The following is an 18,315-nucleotide window of genomic DNA, read 5'->3' on the forward strand; positions in this document are numbered from 1 at the left end:
TAATCGTCAAAGAGAGGCCTTAATTAACCTATTAAAAAAGGGCCTCTACGCGGTAGAGACCCTTCAGATATATTATAATATTATCTATTTATCTTGTAAGATACCTTCTGTGCTCACCTTCAGGATTTTCGCCTGTGCAGCGGCAGTAGCTACCACCGCTTCTGCGGCAGGCGCAAGTATCGGCTGAATAGCAGCCAGACGGCGTTTGCGAACAATATATAACATGGCCGTAAGAATCATAGCTGAGGCAATCACGCCCATTACCATAGCCGTTGTTCCGATAGATTGCAGGGCAAACGCCACCGCAATGAAGATGGCATTAACAGTTACAGCAACCAGAGTTGTCTGTTTATGATTCAGCTTTAGATCAAGTAAGTAGTGATGAATGTGATTTCTGTCTGCAGAGAATGGAGATCTTCCATTCAGCATACGCACTGTAAATACGCGGAGTGTATCAAATAAAGGTACGATCAGAATAGCGAAGGCAACACCTGGGCAAGAGCCAATTGGCATTTTACCGGCAGGGTTACCAGCTACATCAATGAACTTTAATACTAGTACTGCATTTACTAACCCAATCAGCAGGGAACCAGTATCACCCATAAATATTTTTGCAGGAGAGATGTTGTAGATAAGGAAACTTGCCAGACCACCCGCCAATGCAAACCCCAGCACAGCATAAGTGATTTCGCCTACATGTAAGAAATATGCACCTAACAACGCACTAACCAGTAAGCCTATACTACCTGCTTGACCGTCTACCCCATCGATCAAATTGAAGGCATTAATAACCACTATAAAGGTGAAATACGTCAGCATGAGACTGATACTAGGCGGAAGTTCGTATATGCCCAGGAAACCGTACATGTTTGTCAGTTGGATATTTCCCAGATATACGATGGCAAATGAAGCCATCAATTGACCTATCAGTTTTTTGAGAGGAGAGAGACCTACGATATCATCTTTCAAACCAACCATGAAGATGATAAAGAAAGCAGCCATCATGTACTGGAAAGGAGAGTTTTGCAGCATAGGTACGCATACCGTAGCGGCAATGATGAAACCGGAAAAAAATCCGATTCCTCCCAATGTAGGAATTCTCTTTTTATGAGCCTTTCTCTCGTCCGGTTCGTCGTAGAGATGTTTTAATTCCGCAACCTTGATGAGTATTGGAATTGAAAAATAGGTAACAACAAAACTTAGGACGGTAGCAATTAATACATTCTCCATTTAATAGGGGGGTTAGAGTTGCAAAGATATTAATTTCAATGAAATGTGAAAAGAATCGCTGAAAAAATAAAGATTTTGTGATATTTTGGGCTCGCAAAAAAAACATTCAACAGCTTCAATTCTATGAAATTCTATTAGTTTTGCGGCTCATAAAATTACAACTATCATGCCACAGCTTCAAGATATAGCCACGCAAGTAAGAAGAGATATCGTACGAATGGTACATGCTGTACAAAGTGGTCACCCAGGTGGCTCCTTAGGTTGCACCGACTTCCTCACAGCACTCTATTTCAAGGTAATGGACCACCAACCTTCTCCATTTGATATGGACGGTAAAAACCAGGACCTGTTTTTCTTATCGAATGGTCACATATCTCCGGTATTTTACAGTGTACTGGCCCGTTCCGGTTACTTCCCGTTAGCTGAACTGAGCACTTTCCGTAGGTTGAACTCCCGCCTGCAAGGTCACCCAACTACCCATGAACATCTTCCTGGTGTTCGTGTAGCCTCCGGCTCTCTGGGTCAGGGTATGAGCGTTGCTATCGGTGCCGCCCTAACGAAAAAACTGAATGGCGATAAACACCTCGTGTTCTCTCTCCATGGAGATGGCGAACTCGAGGAAGGACAAATCTGGGAAGCAGCAATGTTCGCTCCGCACCACAAAGTGGATAACCTGATCATTACCATTGATGCAAATGGTCAACAGATAGATGGTACAACAAATGATGTTGCCGGCCTCGGTGATATCGGCGCTAAATTCGAAGTATTCGGATGGCACGTACTGCATATGGACGGTAATAATATGGACGAAGTGGTTGCTACACTGGAAAAAGCTAAAGGCCTCACTGGTCAGGGCAAACCAATCTGTATCATCATGAAAACCGTAATGGGACAAGGTGTTGACTTCATGGAAGGCCACCACGAATGGCATGGTATCGCCCCTAACGACGAACAACTGGCTAAAGCATTAGCTCAGCTGCCTGAAACATTAGGTGATTACTAATAACGTTATCTATCAACATAAAAAAAGGCGTCTTTACAGAGTAAAGACGCCTTTTTTCATTTATATTATTTCTTATCAAGTCGCTTTTAAAGCAATGATTTCATTGGCCGCTTTACGGGCAGGATACCAACTAGCCAGCAAGCCTATCACCATAATCGTTACAAATACCAACATAAAATCTCCAATATGCATACTTACCGGATACGCATCTACGAGAAATGAATCCCCACCCAACTTTATTAAGCCAAAATGCTGCTGAACAAGACAAAATATTACTCCCAACGCAAAACCAATCAATGTTCCCAAGCCGGCAATGATGAGCCCTTCAGCCAAAAATATCTTCATAATTAAAGAACGGCGTGCGCCCATGGCCTTTAGGATGGTAATATCTTTTTGCTTCTCTATAACCAACATGGATAATGAACCGATCATATTGAAAGCCGCAATCACCAGGATAAAGCTAAGTATGATATATACCGCCCATTTCTCGGTAATCATCACCGCATATAATGATTGATTTTGTTCGAATCGGGTTTGCACCTTATAACCTGGGCCCAATAAACGTTTCAGACGGTCACGTAATTCATCCTCACTCACACCTGGCTTAGCGGCTACTTCCAGGGCAGACATCTCATCCGGCCCCATTTCCAGCAGCTTCCGCATAAAGGCAATGTTTGTGATCACATACTTGCTGTTGAACTCCTGCTGAATAGCAAAAGAACCCTTAGGATAAACGATCCCACTGTTCAGGGCTTCCTCAGGGATGGTATATGATGTTGCGCTTCGTCTTGGTACATACACCGTAACGGGAGCGATACTACGTACCACATCTACGCCTAACGCACCTTCCAACTCTAGTCCTAAGACAGCCCCATAGCCATTTTCATCATCGCCAGTGTCAAACGAACCGCGAACTATCTTGTTCTTAACATCGGTGACCTTGTTATAATTACTATCTACCCCTTTCAGAATGGCAATTGTTGGGTCATCCGCATAACGGATCACCGCCTTTTCTTCTACCACGGCAGCATAAGCAAATACACCAGGTGTCTTTGCAATACCTCCAAGTTGGGTAGCATCCAGTTTGATAGTCTTTCCTGAAACAGGAGCAACCTTTACGGAAGGATAAAAAGAAGAATAAAGGGATTTCACCAGACCCTCAAAACCGTTAAAAACGCTCAAAATCACTATCAGTGCCCCGGCCCCTACAGCAATCGCACCTACACTCACCCAGGCAATGATATTGATAGCATTGGTCGATTTCTTGGCCCAAAAGTAACGGGAAGCAAATTGCCAGATCATATATTACAAGCCAAAAGCCCCTCTACGGAAGAGGGGCTCTAATTATTTTGTGTCGTTTTTTGTATCGTTATTTCCTTTGATATTAGAATCATCTTCTTTTATCTTCTTAAATAACTCTTCCATCTTAAACACATAATCCAGGGTATCATCCAGGAAGAAGGTCAGTTCAGGTACCCGGCGCAGCTGCTTACCTACCCGCATCCCCAGCAATTTGCGGATTTCGCCCATACGCTCATTGATACGGTCCAGCATTCCGTCCTTGTCCTTTATCTGAAACATGCTCAGATATACCTTGGCTTCCAGCAGGTCAGGAGTCATTTTTACCGCTGCTATAGAGATCATTCCTCCTTCCAACACATTGAAACCCATGCGTTGAAATATACCACTTAATTCCTCCTGTATCAGCTGTCCTATTTGTTTTTGGCGCTTTGTTTCCTGCATGTCAATCAATTTTTTCGTTAAAAAACGGGACTATACGATTATAACCATTTTGTCCCAAAATCCCAAACCACACCTAAGCTCTTACACCTCTTATGACGCGAAATTAACCATTTCCGGGAAAGAATAACCCGAATTCAAGCTGTCGCCTCTCATTTCTACTATATTATCCTATTTTTGCCTGTTCTTAAAAATTAAGATTAAAGCAACAGGAATGAAGACGTTTAAGCGATTATTAAAATATGCTACCCCGCTGCATCATTACCTGCCCGAATATCTGATCTATACTATTATCGGTATTATTTTCGGTCTGGCCAATTTTTCAGCACTCATACCATTACTCAACTTATTATTTGATAAGGTAAGCCCGGAAGAAGCTGCCAAAAACCTCATTCAGCCACATTTCGAATTTTCGATATACTATTTTATAGCCCTTTTTAAATACCACCTCAGTACTTTTATTGTAAGGGATAAGATGCAAGCCCTCGTTTTCGTAGGTGCATTTATTGGCTGCTGTACCTTTATCGCCAACTTCGGCCGATATATGAGCGCCCGCGTAATTGTTCGGCTGAGAATGACCATGCTCAGAAGAGTCCGTGATGATCTCTATTCAAAACTGACTGAACAATCACTTTCGTTCTACCACGATAAGAAAAAAGGAGAGATATTGACCATTATGGCGAGTGACGTACAGGAGATAGAATCAAACGTGGTCAACTCTATACAGGTATTTCTTCGTGATCCATTTATCATCATTGCTTATTTCATTGCATTGTTTTTCTTGTCAACAAAACTGACATTGTTTACCATCTGGTATTTCCCGATTTCTGGATTTATCATTTCTTACATCAGCAAAAAACTTAAGCAGAAAGGACATTTCAGCCAAACCTTACTGGGTAGGGTGTTAAGTATTTTTGATGAAAGCATTGGTGGGATACGTATCATTCAGGCTTTCGGTGCAAAAGGTTTTATGCGCAAAAAATTCGGCGATGCCAACTCCGAATTCATTGGTATTAGTAGATCCATGTACAACCAAAGAGAGCTGGCATCTCCCATCACTGAAATCCTCAGTGTTGCAGTTATTCTTATTCTGATATTATACGGTGGTAGCCTTGTGATCGGCGAAAGTCCTGTACTGACGGGTGCTGTATTCATGACTTATCTTGTATTCTATTCACAGATCATGCAACCAGCGAAGAATATTTCTACCGCTATTACAACCATCCAGAAAGGCCTGGTATCCAGCGAAAGAATCTTTGATGTACTCGATGCACCTATTGCTATAACAGAGAAACCAAATGCGGATTCGATCAAAGATTTCAATAACGAAATCGTTTACGATAACATCAATTTCTCCTACGAACAGCAACCTATTCTTAAAAATGTGAACCTGACAATTAAAAAAGGTCAGATCATTGCATTGGTAGGACGTAGTGGCGCCGGCAAGTCTACCATGGCCGATCTTCTCCCAAGATTCTATGATGTACAAGGTGGCGCTATTAAGATAGATGGCCATGATGTACGTGATCTGAAAGTAGAAGACCTGCGCAGCCTGATGGGCGTTGTTTCTCAGCAGGCTATACTGTTCAATGATAGCGTATTCAATAATATCGCGTTCGGTTATCCAAATGCGAATAAAGAAGATGTTATACGCGCGGCAAAGATTGCCAATGCGCACGAATTCATTGAACATCTCGAAAATGGATATGATACCAACATCGGCGACGGTGGCATGAAACTTAGTGGTGGCCAGCGTCAGCGCCTGACCATCGCAAGAGCAGTGTTTAAAAATCCTCCTATTATGATCCTGGATGAAGCTACTTCTGCACTTGATACCGAATCAGAGAAACTCGTACAAGGTGCATTGGACAAACTGATGGAAAGTCGCACCAGCATTGTAATTGCACACAGGCTAAGTACCATTCAATATGCCTCAGAAATTATTGTTATGGAGCAAGGCGAAATTGTGGAAAGAGGTAATCATAACGAACTGCTTGCTAAAGGTGGTATTTACAAACGCTTAGTAGAGATGCAGGAATTCAAATAATGTACATCTAACGATAATGCATATATGTAAAACGCTTCAGGATTTACCTGAAGCGTTTTTTTGTTTAGGTTAATAATTGCAAACTCGCTTCAGTGGCCGGTTATGGCCTCGTTTTTGTTATACGTCCTATTGATAATGCCAACCAGCTCTTTGCAGCTTTATTTTATTAACCTTTAACATAGCGAACTCCTATGATTTCAATCGTAATTCCTGTATTAAACGAAGGCACTACCATACGCCAGGTTATTAAAACGATAAAGAAGACATCCCGTAAAATTGAGATTATCGTAGTAGATGATAATTCAACCGATAACACTGTAGCAGAAGCTATGAAAGAAGATGTTCGGGTAATTACCAGTAGCCAGCGAGGCAAAGGTATATCCATGCGGGAAGGGATGATGGCCGCTAAGGGAGACATCATTGCCTATGTAGACGGAGACATCCTGACCTACCCAGAAAATATTGTAGACTTATTAACCATTCCTATTGAAAAAGACGAAGCTGATTTCGTCAAATCCTACTTTGAAAGGCAGGCTGGCAGGGTCACACAATTAGTGGCCAAGCCGCTGCTTAGTATCTTGTTTCCTGAGCTCGCACATTTTCAGCAGCCACTTAGTGGTATGATTGCAGCACGTAAATCATTACTGTCCAGCGTTCATTTTGAAAACGATTATGGTGTAGACATAGGCCTGTTAATAGATGTACACCTAAAAGGCGCACGTATTACCGAAGCCAATATAGGTAAAGTGGAAAATGCAATGCAAACATGGGAACAGCTAAGCAAGATGTCGAGAGAAGTATCACGTACCATTCTTCGTAAAGCAGAAAACATTCCTTCAGAAAACCTGGAAACACTAGGTAACATCAATGTGATCAGGGAACAAATGGAATATTCTATTCTTGAATCTATTGAGAAGATGGAGAAGATGGTCATCTTCAATATGGACCATGCGGTATTTACACAGGATTATCTTCATTGGGCAGCAATAGCCTTTGATGAAGAGTCTACCTATCTGCGTATACAGGCCAGCGTTAGTGATCCTATTGAGCGCATGATACAGATTACGGCTTTATTTGAAGACAGGAACCTGGCGGAGTTACTGGAAGTAGCAGATGCGATCCCGATTGTTCCAGGCATTGCAGCAGTGGTGAAAGAATTGAAACGACGTGGCTATGTATGTGGTATGATTACCGACAGCTATGGATGTGTAGCACGTCATATCAAAAACAAGCTGGGAATGGATTTCGTCTTTGCCAATAAAATTCAATTGGTCAATAGTATTTCGACAGGTGTGTTTACAGCGGCGGATTATTTTGTGAAAGATGATGTTTACGATAAACTACATCTCTTCAACTATATCACTGCAGAATATGGCATTCATGCACAGAATATCGTGTATGTGGGAGATGGTAAGCAAGACGAACAATTATTGGTACATGCGGGGATAGGTGTTGCATTTTGTCCACAATATCAACGATCAGCTGTAGAAAAGATTGCTGATAAAATTATTACGGGACTTTCATTACAGCCATTATTGGAAATCGTTCCGGATGTTTCTGTAGAAAAGAAAAAATTAAGGATACCTCCTGTAAAAATCGATAAGCGCCAAGCCAAGCGTATTGGTATTGGGAGTTTGATGGGATTGGGTGCAGCAGGATTGATATATCTGGCGATGAGAAACAGGGGAGAGGAGAGAAAGCGTGTCTAAAATTTTTCCAGATAGAACTGCCATTGATCAGCAGTCCCTAAAAAACAATACGCCCTTCCAACTAATGTGGAAGGGCGCTTTATTTTTTACGCTTATGCGTGTTTAAAGCTTATTTGCTTTTAGCCAATTTGGCTTCGATGCTAAGGGTTGCATGAGGTACCGCTTTCAGACGAGCCTTATCGATCAATTTGCCGGTTACGCGACAGATTCCATAAGTCTTGTTTTCGATACGTACCAATGCTTTTTCAAGGTGGTCGATGAACTGAATCTGACGGCTGGCCATTTGGTTAAGCTGCTCTCTTTCCTGGGAGCCGCTACCATCTTCCATGCTCATGTATTTATTTTCAGTATCATCAGTACCAGCTTCGTCCTTGCGAGTGATAAGTCCTTGCAGGTAAATCAATTCTTTCTTAGCTGCTTCCAGTTTCTTAAGAATGAGGTCTTTGAATTCCTGAAGGTCGGCATCACTATACCTAAATACCGGCCCTGTGGGTTGTTCTGGCTGATCCAGTACAGATTTGGTAAATTCAGGTTGGTAAGCCACCAGCGCAGCTTTGCCGCTTTTCTTTTCAGTTTTTTCGGCTTTCTCAGTTTTTTCGGGTTTCACGGTTTTGTCCTTTTCCGCTTTTACTGACTTTTCAGCTTTTACAACTGGTTTATCCGCTGCTTTTTTTGTGGATTCTTTCTCCTTAGCAACTTGTTCCTTTTCTGCTTTCTTTACTGCCATCGTTTTAAGTTCTTTTTCTTCTGACTTAGAAATTAATGGTTTCTTTGTTTCAGCGGAAACGCTTTTGGTCACCACTAGCTGCTTTGCAGCAGGTTCTTTTTTTACGGTCGATTTTGCAGGTACAGCAACATTTTGTTTGACGGATGGTGCTTTGCTTTGGAGGGCAGAAGCCTTTTTGGCAACAGGTGCTTTTGCCGGAGCTGCCGCTTTCGCTGGCTTTTTAGCTTCGTTTTTGGCACTGGAGGCCGCTGGCGTTACAACTTTCGCAGCAGTTTTTATACTTGCTGCCTTCTTGGGAGCGGGTGATGCCTTTTTTGCCGGTGCAGGAGCAGTTGCCTTTTTTGATGGCGATGCTTTTTTCGCTGCTGGCTTTGGCGCCGCTGCCTTCTGGGTCGATTTGCTAGCAACCTTCTTGTTTGTTGCCATGGGGGATTAGCTTTTTTTGTTAACTAATACATTGAATTTGAGGTCGTTTACCTCGATTTCTGTACCATCTTGTAGCATCGCTACTAAATCCAAGCTATCTGCCAAAATTTCCGTGCAAATATAGTCATTATAGTTAATAATCGCCGACTTCAGAGAGTCTACCACCGCTACTTTTACATCAATTCTGTCAGTCAGTTCAAAACCACTGTCTTTACGGATTTTCTGAATACGGTTTACCAGCTCTCTCGCATTACCTTCATCCTGTAACTCAGGTGTAATAGTAATATCGAGCGCTACTGTCAGTGCACCCTTATTCGCTACTGTCCATCCAGGTATATCTTCGGAAATGATCTCAACATCAGAGAGTTGGATTTGTAAATCCTCTCCATCCACACGCAATACATAGTGACCGTCCTTTTCGATAGTGGCAATATCTGCATCTGTAAAGGCGCCGATAACGGCTGCAACAGATTTCATTTTCGCCCCCATCTTACTCCCGAGAGATTTGAAGTTTGGTTTAATCTTTTTCTTGATAAAACCAGCAGTTTCTGTAAGATAATCAATTGCTTTGACATTTACCTCACTTTTTATCAAATCTCCCACTTTAGCAATCTGTTCCTGTTGGTGCGCATTTGCCACCGGAATCAAGATTTTTTGCAACGGTTGGCGAACCTTGATATTCACCTTCTTACGTAAACTCAATACCAAAGATGATATATCCTGCGCCAACTGCATCCTTTCTTCCAGATCCGGATCGATCGCTGCCACCTCTGCCACAGGGAAATCTGTATGGTGAACAGACTCTGCCTTACTACGGCCTGTCACACTATTCAGATTGTTAAACATCCAGTCTGTAAAGAATGGAGATACCGGTGCCATCAGCTGGATCACTTTCTCCAGACATTCATACAGGGTCTGATATGCACTAATCTTATCATGTTCGTATTCACCTTTCCAGAAACGGCGACGGCATAAACGCACGTACCAGTTACTCAGGTGCTCGTCTACAAAACGCTCTACAGCACGGCCCGCCTGCGTCGGCTCATAGTCGTTAAAATAGCCAGTCGCTTCTTTCACCAGGGAATTCAATACGGAAATGATCCAACGGTCAATTTCAGGACGTTCTTCCAATGGGATGTATGCTTCCTTGAATGTGAAATTATCCAGGTTTGCATACATAGCAAAGAAGTTATATGTATTATACAGTGTACCGAATAATTTACGCTGCGCTTCACCCACACCTTTCACATCAAACTTGAGACTATCCCATGGAGATGCATTGGTGATCAGATACCAGCGGGTAGCATCGGCACCATACTGTGCAATAGTTTCAAATGGATTCACCACGTTACCGAGGCGCTTACTCATTTTCATACCCTGTGCATCCAGCACCAGACCATTGGAAACAACGGTCTTAAATGCTACATTATCAAAGAGCATTACACCCAGTGCATGCAATGTGTAGAACCATCCACGTGTCTGATCCACACCCTCAGCAATGAAATCCGCAGGGAACGCTGTGCGGCCGTCGATTGCTTCTTTATTTTCAAAAGGATAATGCTGTTGCGCATAAGGCATTGCACCTGAATCAAACCATACATCTACCAGATCTGGTTCACGATGCATCGGTTTACCTGATTCACTTACCAGGATGATATCATCTACATAAGGTTTATGCAGGTCCAGGATACCTTCATGCAGATATGACTTATTCACATCACCACCTAGCACTTCGTTGGCTTTGCGGATTTCGGTGTTCAGTTCTTCGATGCTACCGATACATTTCTCTTCGGTACCATCTTCCGTACGCCAGATAGGCAGTGGAGTACCCCAGTAGCGACTGCGGCTCAGGTTCCAGTCTACCATGTTTTCCAACCAGTTGCCAAAACGACCAGTACCTGTGAATGCAGGTTTCCAGTTGATCGTTTTGTTGAGTTCTATCATCCTGTCTTTTACTGCAGTGGTTTTGATGAACCATGCATCCAGCGGATAATACAGTACTGGTTTATCGGTACGCCAACAATGTGGATAGGAGTGTTCATACTTCTCTACTTTGAAAGCGCGGTTTTCCTTTTTCAGTTTTACCGCGATATCCACATCTACATCTTTGTAATCAGGATCATCTTTATAATTCTTCACATAACGGCCGGAGAATTCTCCTACGTTATCTGTGAATTTACCGGCTTTATCAACCAGTGTGAGGATACCAATACCATATTTTTTACCTACACGATTATCGTCTGCACCAAAAGCAGGGGCAGTATGAACGATACCGGTACCATCTTCTGTAGTAACGAAATCGCCGATCAGCACGCGGAAAGGATCTCCTTCTTCTGGCTGTGCATAAGGCAGCAGCTGCTCGTATCGGAGGTTTTCCAGGTCTTTACCTTTAAAAGTGCTAAGTATTTTCCAAGGGATCACCTTGTCGCCTTCCTTATATTCAGCAAAGTCTGCGTTTTCTCCTTCTGCCTTGAAATACTTGTGTAACAGCACTTTAGCCATTATCACATTGATTGGCAGATGGGTATATTGGTTGAAAGTACTTACAAGTACGTAATCTATATTAGCACCAACAGTCAAACCGAGGTTGGAAGGTAAGGTCCATGGGGTGGTTGTCCAGGCGAGAAAGAAAACTTCGTCGTTGCCTGCTGCGTTGAACAGGAACTGGGAGTTTTCAGCTTTGATGGCCTTGAACATAGTTACCACGGTAGTATCCTTTACATCCTTGTAGGTGCCTGGCATGTTCAGCTCAGCAGAGCTAAGGCCAGTACCAGCGGCAGGAGAGTAAGGCTGAATACTTACGCTTTTATAGAGTAATCCTTTTTTATAGAGGGTTTGAAGTGCCCACCAGAGGGATTCGATGTATTTATTGTCGAATGTGATGTATGGGTCGTTCAAATCTACCCAGTAACCCATTTTCTGGGTCAGCTCATCCCATTTGTCTTTGTATTTTAAAACTTCACGTCGGCAGGTATCGTTATAATCAGCAATAGAAATTTTCTTACCGATATCTTCTTTGGTGATACCCAGCATTTTTTCCACACCTAATTCAACAGGCAGCCCGTGTGTATCCCAGCCGCCTTTTCTTTTTACCTGGAACCCCTGCATGGTTTTGTAACGGCATACGAGGTCTTTCAGGGTACGGGAAATTACGTGGTGAATACCAGGTAATCCGTTTGCGCTTGGAGGGCCTTCATAAAATACAAAGGGAGTAGCACCTTCACGAACTTCTACGCTTTTCTCAAAAGCCCGTCGGAGCTCCCATTGCTGGAGTATATCTTTCTCTATCTGAGGTAAATTCAGTTGGTTATATTCCTGATATTTGCTGGACATAAAACAATTCCCCGTCCTTTGATGTTATATGATACAATAATTGATTAAAATTGTGCGAAGTTAATAAAATAGGCTGGGACGAGAAGCCGTTAGTTTCTTAAAATCGCAGTTATTTCAACTTTTTTTGTTCTTTTTTTAGTAATTTACAATAAAGAGTCCTTATTTTGCGTTTTTGGCATTGTTTTGGTGTCAGAGAGGAGGAATTGAGAAACCTTTGTAATTAATTTAACCCAACGCAAAACCATATCATTCTTTATGAAAAAGTTGACGTTAATTATTTGCGCGGTCTTAGTCTCTTCCGGCATAACTTTTGCACAGCAAAAAAAATCAGTTAAGAAAACAAAAACTGCTACAGTGAAAGTTGTAGAAGCTCCGGTGGCAGTTAAAAGCTCTTTTGAACAGAATTTTGCAGGTACAACTGACGCCAAGTGGACAAAGACTAGTGCTGGACTCTGGAACGTTAGTTTCCTGAAAGATAATATAAAGACTGTTGCGCAGTATAACGCGGATGGAAGCTGGGTAGCGACCAAAAGCGAATACGACGCACAAAACCTGCCGGAATCAGTGGCAACAACACTGAAAACAAAATACCCGGCTGCCACTATTAAAGATGGCTGGAAAATTGAAAGGGCAGATGTTGCTGCCTACTACAAGGTTAATATTCAGAATAATGGTGCAGATAAGGCAGTGCTACTGAACGACGCAGGCACCATCACTGAATAGCATTAAATTCGTATTTCATAGGTATAGGGATAAATAGGACAGACCCTGCTCTTTTGGGCGGGGTTTTTTCATTTTTAAGCGCCACTGGCGCTTTTCTTTTTTTAGTCAAAAGCTATTGAGGAAAAGTAGGTATTGAGTAAAAAAAAGTCGCCCCGCGGAGGCGAGGCGACTTTATATGTGGTCGAAATCTTTCCTGGCAAAAATTGCACTTTTATTCAACGGTGTTTGATATGAAAGGCAAGTATTTTTGGCTTTACTTACTTAATTGCCAGTTAAAGTTTCTTCCATGGTCAAATCTGATAAGGAAGCTTATGGAATTGCGGATAGATATCTGCTTATCGTCTTACAAAGAAACGACGATATTCCGGCTTCGTAATATCGGATCGGGAAAACTATTAATCAAAATGGGAAAATACTTTAGACCCTTTGTGGTAGCGGGTTTAACGAAGCAGCAATTCACAAGGCTTGAGGCCGGTGTGCTTCTTAAATGCAGTAGAAAAATGGGAAATACAGGAATATCCCATCAACATAGCTACTTCCGACACTGACATACCCTTTTCATACAACAAACCTTTCGCCTTTTCCATACGCTCTTTCTGGAAATAATCGTAGATAGTTGTACCATACATAGCCTTGAAACCTTTCTTCAGGTAACATTCATTCATGGCCACTCTGCGGGCAAGATCACGAATGGTAACCGGCGAATCCAGCTGTTCCAGTAATATAGAACGCGCTTTCTCAATCTTCTCACGGTCTTCCATCTGTGTCAGGAAACGACAACCATAACGCTCGTCGGTATCGTTCTCTATAAACTGATCAGAGCTAAATAATAACAGCTCTAGTGCTTTACTTTGTAAAAAGATGTTCTTCAACATCCCTTCGTAATTGTGATGGACCATCGTCTCTAATACACCTTTGGATTTGGTGCATGGCTGGATAGTTTTCACAAATGGTTTTCGGCTCTGCATTTCCAGGAAGGAAACCGTTGTAGAGCCCTTCTGTAGGGATTGTATAAACGCAGGCTGGAATCGTACGGTAATCAGGTCAACAGTAGGCGACTGATCTTTACATTCACCTTTCTTGCCATCTGCGCAAGCCTGGTCTGTACAAGTTGGATTTTGGCAGTATTTATTACCTGCCACACAGTATCGTAGTTCTATCGCTGCAGAACTGCCACGCTTAGCAGGCTGATATACCACCATAGCAACGTCTTCCACCGGCAATGGCTTATCGTAAGTAAACCGCTGTAAGGTGAAATCGAGACAGTCAGGCACCGACACATTGTCCTGCTCAACCATTTGCAACTGATCGCTCATGGCAGGCTGAGGAATGGCCAGTGACAATATTTCCTGTACTTCTTTCATCGCGCTAGTGTTAAATCCGTCACAAATTTAGGAATTCAGAATTAATTCAAAATGGATATGACAATTGAGTTACAATTCATCGATAATTTTCGATGTATTCAACAAAGCTGAATAAATTTTTCCGTATTAGCAAGACAACCATTTTCCGTAATTTTCGTTTACTTCCATTATACATGAAAAGGAAATTTCATATTAATAAGGGTTTAAAAGTATTGCTGATCGTACTGGGGGCGCTTATCATCCTGATCTTAGGCCTGGGTATTTATCTGAATATACATTGGAACAAAACGATAAGAAGTGAGCTTAAATCTTATGTACATGATATTTCAGATGGTCTATATATCGCTGAATTCAAAGAGGTAAGACTGAATGTATTTACTGGCAGCCTAACCGTAGAAAAAGCCAGTATGCGCCTGGATACCGTGGTATATGAGAAAATGTTGGCACTGCATATCGCTCCCGCAGAAACCTATCAATTTACTGTAGAAGAACTACGTCTGAAATACTTTAGACCCTTGCGATATTTCCGAGGGAAAGAACTTCGTGCCGGTTCTCTAACGGTAATTGCTCCTGATCTCATCATAGAGCATAATGAAAATATAGTAGACACCAGTAAGCCCGAAACAGCCTACCAGCATATATCTTCCAAAATGAAATTTATTCTGATAAAAACCTTGCAATTGGATAGTACCAATCTCAAGTACACGTTTATCAGGAAGGATTCCTCTCGAATTATACACCAGTTCCGGAACCTGGGAATCCAGGTTAATGATTTTCTGATAGATTCGCTGGCACTGGAAGATCCAGGTAGAATTCTATATGCCAGGAATTACGTGGTTAAAATGAAAGATTATCGTTTCAGAAGTAAGGATAGTCTGTATTGGATAAATATCCGCAATATCAGCTATGATGCGGCTGCACAGGTATTTAACATTGGTCAGTTTGAGCTATCGCCAACCCTTAACAAGGAAGATTTCCAGCAAAAACTGGGCTTTCAGCAGGATTATTACAACCTTTCATTTGAAGACATCAGTACCGAACACCTGAATATCAAAAAGCTGTTGCAGGAACAGCAGATTTGGGCAGATAAAATGGTTATCCACGGCGATATTGATATTTACCGAGACAGAAGGCCCCCTATGCCATCTGGGAATAAACTCGGTAAATTTCCTAACCAACAACTGGCTAAAGTTCCAATTCCTCTATTTATCGATACGCTGGAAGGCAGGCGGGTAAATATTCAGTATACCGAGACCAGTCCACTCACCCATCAAAGTGGCACGTTGCGATTCAGTAATGTGAATGGGAATTTCAGGAATATTACCAATATAGATTCCATGGTGAAAAGCAATGATCAGCTGACTGCCGACTTGGATGCTATTTTCATGGGTAGCGGTAAGCTTAAAGCTCATTTTGACTTTACTTTAGGCAGTAAAACCGGTAACTTTGCAGTATCAGGAGAACTAAGTAACATGAATGGCAGAGATCTCAACCCGGTTACTAAACCGTTAGGAAAAGTAGAGATACGTTCCTGTGACCTGAAAGAGTTAACCTTCCACCTCAAGGGGGATGAAATGAAGGCCAGTGGTACCCTGAAATTACTATACAGCAATCTGAGAATCGCGATATTGGAGCAAGACAAGGACAGCAAGGGGTATGTACGAAAGGGTTTAATCAGCCTGGTAGCCAATATCCTGGCCTTGCATGACAGTAATCCTGGCCAGAATGGGGTAGTAAGGACCGCAAAGCCGGTACTGCAGCGGGATATTCATAAGTCCTTTTTCAATCTTGTCTGGAAAACCATCCTGGAAGGGGTTAAAGAGACGGTAGGAACCGGAAAAATATAGAAAGAAAAACACACATCCATCCGGCTTAAAAACAGTATCTTTTTTATGGAAATGAGCCTTATTTTTCGTACTTTTGCATGATTGTCGACTTATTTTATTTCAAACAGATTTCTAATAGATTTTACACCAACATATGAGCGAAGAATTAGTGCAAGCAACCAGCCCCAGCAACGGTTATGATGCGGGGAGTATCCAGGTATTGGAAGGACTGGAAGCCGTGCGCAAGCGCCCGGCCATGTACATTGGCGATATCGGAATCAAAGGTTTACATCACCTTGTTTACGAGGTGGTAGACAACTCCATTGATGAGGCTTTGGCCGGATATTGCAAAAACATTGATGTAACTATCTTAGAAGATAATTCCATCCGTGTTGTGGACGATGGACGTGGTATTCCTGTCGGTATTATCCCGAAAGAAGGCCGTTCTGCGCTGGAAGTGGTAATGACCGTACTTCACGCCGGTGGTAAGTTCGACAAAAACACTTACAAGGTATCCGGTGGTTTGCACGGGGTAGGTGTGAGTTGCGTAAACGCATTAAGTAGCCGTCAGCACGTAACTGTACGTCGTGATGGTAAATTATTCGAACAGGAGTATCATCGCGGGATCCCGCAGTATGCTGTTCGTGAAGTTGGTGTGAGCGACGACACTGGTACAACTGTACATTTTAAACCAGATAACGAGATCTTCAAAGAAACTACCTATAACAGGGAAATCCTGGCAGGTCGTTTACGCGAACTGGCTTATCTGAACCGTCAAATCCGAATCACCCTCACTGACGATCGTGATAAAGATGAACACGGACACCCATTCAAAGAAGTTTTCTATAGTGAAGGTGGTATCCAGGAGTTTGTACAAATGCTGGATAAAAACGGTCGCAGAAATGCGCTGGTTCCTGCGCCTATCTTCATTGAAGCTCACGATAAAGACGCTAACGTAGCCGTAGAAGTAGCTTTGCTGTATAATGATTCATTCAGCGAAAGCATCTTCTCTTACGTAAACAATATCAACACCATTGAAGGTGGTACACACGTAGCTGGTTTCCGCCGTGCTATTACACGTGTTTTCAAATCTTATGGTGATAAGAACAAATTATTTGAGAAATCTAAGGTAGAAGTTACCGGAGATGACTTCCGCGAAGGTTTGAGCGCTGTTATCAGCGTAAAGGTTCCTGAGCCTCAGTTTGAGGGACAGACCAAAACCAAGCTGGGTAACTCTGATGTAATGGGTATTGTGGACAGCTCTGTTGCCAACGTACTGGAAGCCTACCTGGAAGAACATCCTCGTGAAGCCAAAACCGTTATCAACAAGGTGGTATTGGCAGCGCAGGCACGTGAAGCAGCACGTAAAGCACGTCAGCTGGTACAGCGTAAGAGTGTAATGACGGGTAGCGGTTTACCTGGTAAACTGGCTGACTGTTCTGATAATGATCCTCAAAAATGTGAGCTCTACCTGGTTGAGGGTGACTCCGCGGGTGGTACTGCTAAGCAGGGCCGTAACCGTCAGTTCCAGGCTATCCTGCCGCTCAGGGGTAAAATCCTGAACGTAGAAAAAGCTATGGAGCATAAGATCTACGAAAACGAAGAGATCAAAAATATCTTCACGGCGCTGGGTGTTACCATCGGTACCGAAGAAGATGATAAAGCCTTGAACCTCGCTAAACTACGCTATCACAAGCTGATCATCATGACGGATGCCGACGTGGATGGTAGCCACATTGCGACGTTGATCCTGACCTTCGTATTCCGTTATATGAAAGCGATGGTAGAACAAGGTTATGTATATATCGCACAGCCGCCACTGTACCTCGTTAAGAAAGGTAAAGAGCAGGAATACTGCTGGACAGAAGAGCAACGTAAAGCAGCTATCGCTCGTATTGCGGGTAATGGCCGTGAAGACAGCGTAACTGTACAGCGATATAAAGGTCTTGGTGAGATGAACGCAGAACAGCTGTGGGATACTACCATGAACCCAGAGAACCGTACGCTGAAGCAGGTAACTATTGAAAGTGCTGCAGAAGCTGACCGTGTGTTCAGCATGCTGATGGGAGACGAAGTACCTCCACGTAGAGAGTTCATCGAATCTCACGCTAAATACGCGAAGATCGACGCTTAATAAGACGATTAACCTGTATTATATAAAAAGGTCTGGCAGACAATGCCAGACCT

The 18,315-nt window shown here is 42.7% G+C and carries 12 protein-coding genes; 6 read left to right on the top strand and 6 right to left on the bottom strand.

Annotated elements, in window-relative coordinates; translation table 11 throughout:
- Positions 1 to 84 precede the first annotated feature (84 nt).
- On the bottom strand, positions 85 to 1,230 hold the full coding sequence (locus tag ACE38W_RS10255) for a glycosyltransferase family 4 protein (RefSeq protein WP_375830595.1): 1,146 nt from the start codon (positions 1,228 to 1,230) through the stop codon (positions 85 to 87).
- A 166-nt stretch (positions 1,231 to 1,396) separates the two neighbouring features.
- Between ACE38W_RS10255 and ACE38W_RS10260 the strand changes: the two genes are divergently transcribed.
- Positions 1,397 to 2,233 carry a transketolase gene (locus ACE38W_RS10260; RefSeq protein WP_375830596.1) on the top strand — a complete coding sequence of 279 codons (837 nt, stop codon included), beginning with the start codon at positions 1,397 to 1,399 and terminating at the stop codon, positions 2,231 to 2,233.
- Between the two features lie 75 nt (positions 2,234 to 2,308).
- Here the strand turns inward: ACE38W_RS10260 and ACE38W_RS10265 are convergent, their stop codons facing one another.
- Both ACE38W_RS10265 and rbfA read right to left on the bottom strand, forming a co-directional pair.
- Entirely contained in the window at positions 2,309 to 3,535 is a 1,227-nt protein-coding gene (locus tag ACE38W_RS10265) for an ABC transporter permease (protein WP_375830598.1), read from the bottom strand.
- Positions 3,536 to 3,577: 42 nt separating this feature from the next.
- Positions 3,578 to 3,976: a 30S ribosome-binding factor RbfA gene (gene rbfA / locus ACE38W_RS10270; RefSeq protein ID WP_375830599.1), complete on the bottom strand. Its 399-nt coding sequence runs from the start codon at positions 3,974 to 3,976 to the stop codon at positions 3,578 to 3,580.
- 211 nt (positions 3,977 to 4,187) lie between these two features.
- On the opposite strand from rbfA, the gene ACE38W_RS10275 reads away from it, so the two are divergent.
- A complete protein-coding gene (locus ACE38W_RS10275) occupies positions 4,188 to 6,020 on the top strand; it encodes an ABC transporter ATP-binding protein (protein ID WP_375830600.1) in 1,833 nt (610 codons plus the stop codon).
- A 191-nt stretch (positions 6,021 to 6,211) separates the two neighbouring features.
- Positions 6,212 to 7,729, top strand: coding sequence for a glycosyltransferase (locus tag ACE38W_RS10280; protein ID WP_375830602.1), 1,518 nt, complete (start codon positions 6,212 to 6,214; stop codon positions 7,727 to 7,729).
- Between the two features lie 109 nt (positions 7,730 to 7,838).
- On the opposite strand, the gene ACE38W_RS10285 is transcribed toward ACE38W_RS10280, so the two are convergent.
- The gene (locus ACE38W_RS10285) at positions 7,839 to 8,882 is read right to left on the bottom strand and encodes a TraR/DksA C4-type zinc finger protein (RefSeq protein ID WP_375830603.1); all 1,044 of its coding nucleotides are present in this window, start codon (positions 8,880 to 8,882) and stop codon (positions 7,839 to 7,841) included.
- A gap of 6 nt (positions 8,883 to 8,888) precedes the next feature.
- Positions 8,889 to 12,215, bottom strand: coding sequence for an isoleucine--tRNA ligase (gene ileS / locus ACE38W_RS10290; protein ID WP_375830604.1), 3,327 nt, complete (start codon positions 12,213 to 12,215; stop codon positions 8,889 to 8,891).
- Between the two features lie 354 nt (positions 12,216 to 12,569).
- Between ileS and ACE38W_RS10295 the strand changes: the two genes are divergently transcribed.
- Entirely contained in the window at positions 12,570 to 12,938 is a 369-nt protein-coding gene (locus ACE38W_RS10295) for a PepSY-like domain-containing protein (protein ID WP_375830605.1), read from the top strand.
- 440 nt (positions 12,939 to 13,378) lie between these two features.
- On the opposite strand, the gene ACE38W_RS10300 is transcribed toward ACE38W_RS10295, so the two are convergent.
- The gene (locus ACE38W_RS10300) at positions 13,379 to 14,302 is read right to left on the bottom strand and encodes a helix-turn-helix domain-containing protein (protein ID WP_375830606.1); all 924 of its coding nucleotides are present in this window, start codon (positions 14,300 to 14,302) and stop codon (positions 13,379 to 13,381) included.
- Between the two features lie 173 nt (positions 14,303 to 14,475).
- Between ACE38W_RS10300 and ACE38W_RS10305 the strand changes: the two genes are divergently transcribed.
- The gene (locus ACE38W_RS10305) at positions 14,476 to 16,149 is read left to right on the top strand and encodes a hypothetical protein (RefSeq protein ID WP_375830607.1); all 1,674 of its coding nucleotides are present in this window, start codon (positions 14,476 to 14,478) and stop codon (positions 16,147 to 16,149) included.
- A 133-nt stretch (positions 16,150 to 16,282) separates the two neighbouring features.
- Positions 16,283 to 18,262, top strand: a complete 1,980-nt coding sequence (gene gyrB, locus ACE38W_RS10310) for a DNA topoisomerase (ATP-hydrolyzing) subunit B (RefSeq protein WP_375830608.1) — start codon at positions 16,283 to 16,285, stop codon at positions 18,260 to 18,262.
- Positions 18,263 to 18,315 lie beyond the last annotated feature (53 nt).

The sequence above is a fragment of the Chitinophaga sp. Hz27 genome (genome assembly GCF_042263525.1).
Classification (GTDB): domain Bacteria; phylum Bacteroidota; class Bacteroidia; order Chitinophagales; family Chitinophagaceae; genus Chitinophaga.

Coding starts and splice junctions, on each gene's coding strand:
- ACE38W_RS10255 (WP_375830595.1), bottom strand. CDS start 1,230: ATGGAGAATGTATTAATTGCTACCGTCCTAAGTTTTGTTGTTACCTAT.
- ACE38W_RS10260 (WP_375830596.1), top strand. CDS start 1,397: ATGCCACAGCTTCAAGATATAGCCACGCAAGTAAGAAGAGATATCGTA.
- ACE38W_RS10265 (WP_375830598.1), bottom strand. CDS start 3,535: ATGATCTGGCAATTTGCTTCCCGTTACTTTTGGGCCAAGAAATCGACC.
- rbfA (WP_375830599.1), bottom strand. CDS start 3,976: ATGCAGGAAACAAAGCGCCAAAAACAAATAGGACAGCTGATACAGGAG.
- ACE38W_RS10275 (WP_375830600.1), top strand. CDS start 4,188: ATGAAGACGTTTAAGCGATTATTAAAATATGCTACCCCGCTGCATCAT.
- ACE38W_RS10280 (WP_375830602.1), top strand. CDS start 6,212: ATGATTTCAATCGTAATTCCTGTATTAAACGAAGGCACTACCATACGC.
- ACE38W_RS10285 (WP_375830603.1), bottom strand. CDS start 8,882: ATGGCAACAAACAAGAAGGTTGCTAGCAAATCGACCCAGAAGGCAGCG.
- ileS (WP_375830604.1), bottom strand. CDS start 12,215: ATGTCCAGCAAATATCAGGAATATAACCAACTGAATTTACCTCAGATA.
- ACE38W_RS10300 (WP_375830606.1), bottom strand. CDS start 14,302: ATGAAAGAAGTACAGGAAATATTGTCACTGGCCATTCCTCAGCCTGCC.
- ACE38W_RS10305 (WP_375830607.1), top strand. CDS start 14,476: ATGAAAAGGAAATTTCATATTAATAAGGGTTTAAAAGTATTGCTGATC.
- gyrB (WP_375830608.1), top strand. CDS start 16,283: ATGAGCGAAGAATTAGTGCAAGCAACCAGCCCCAGCAACGGTTATGAT.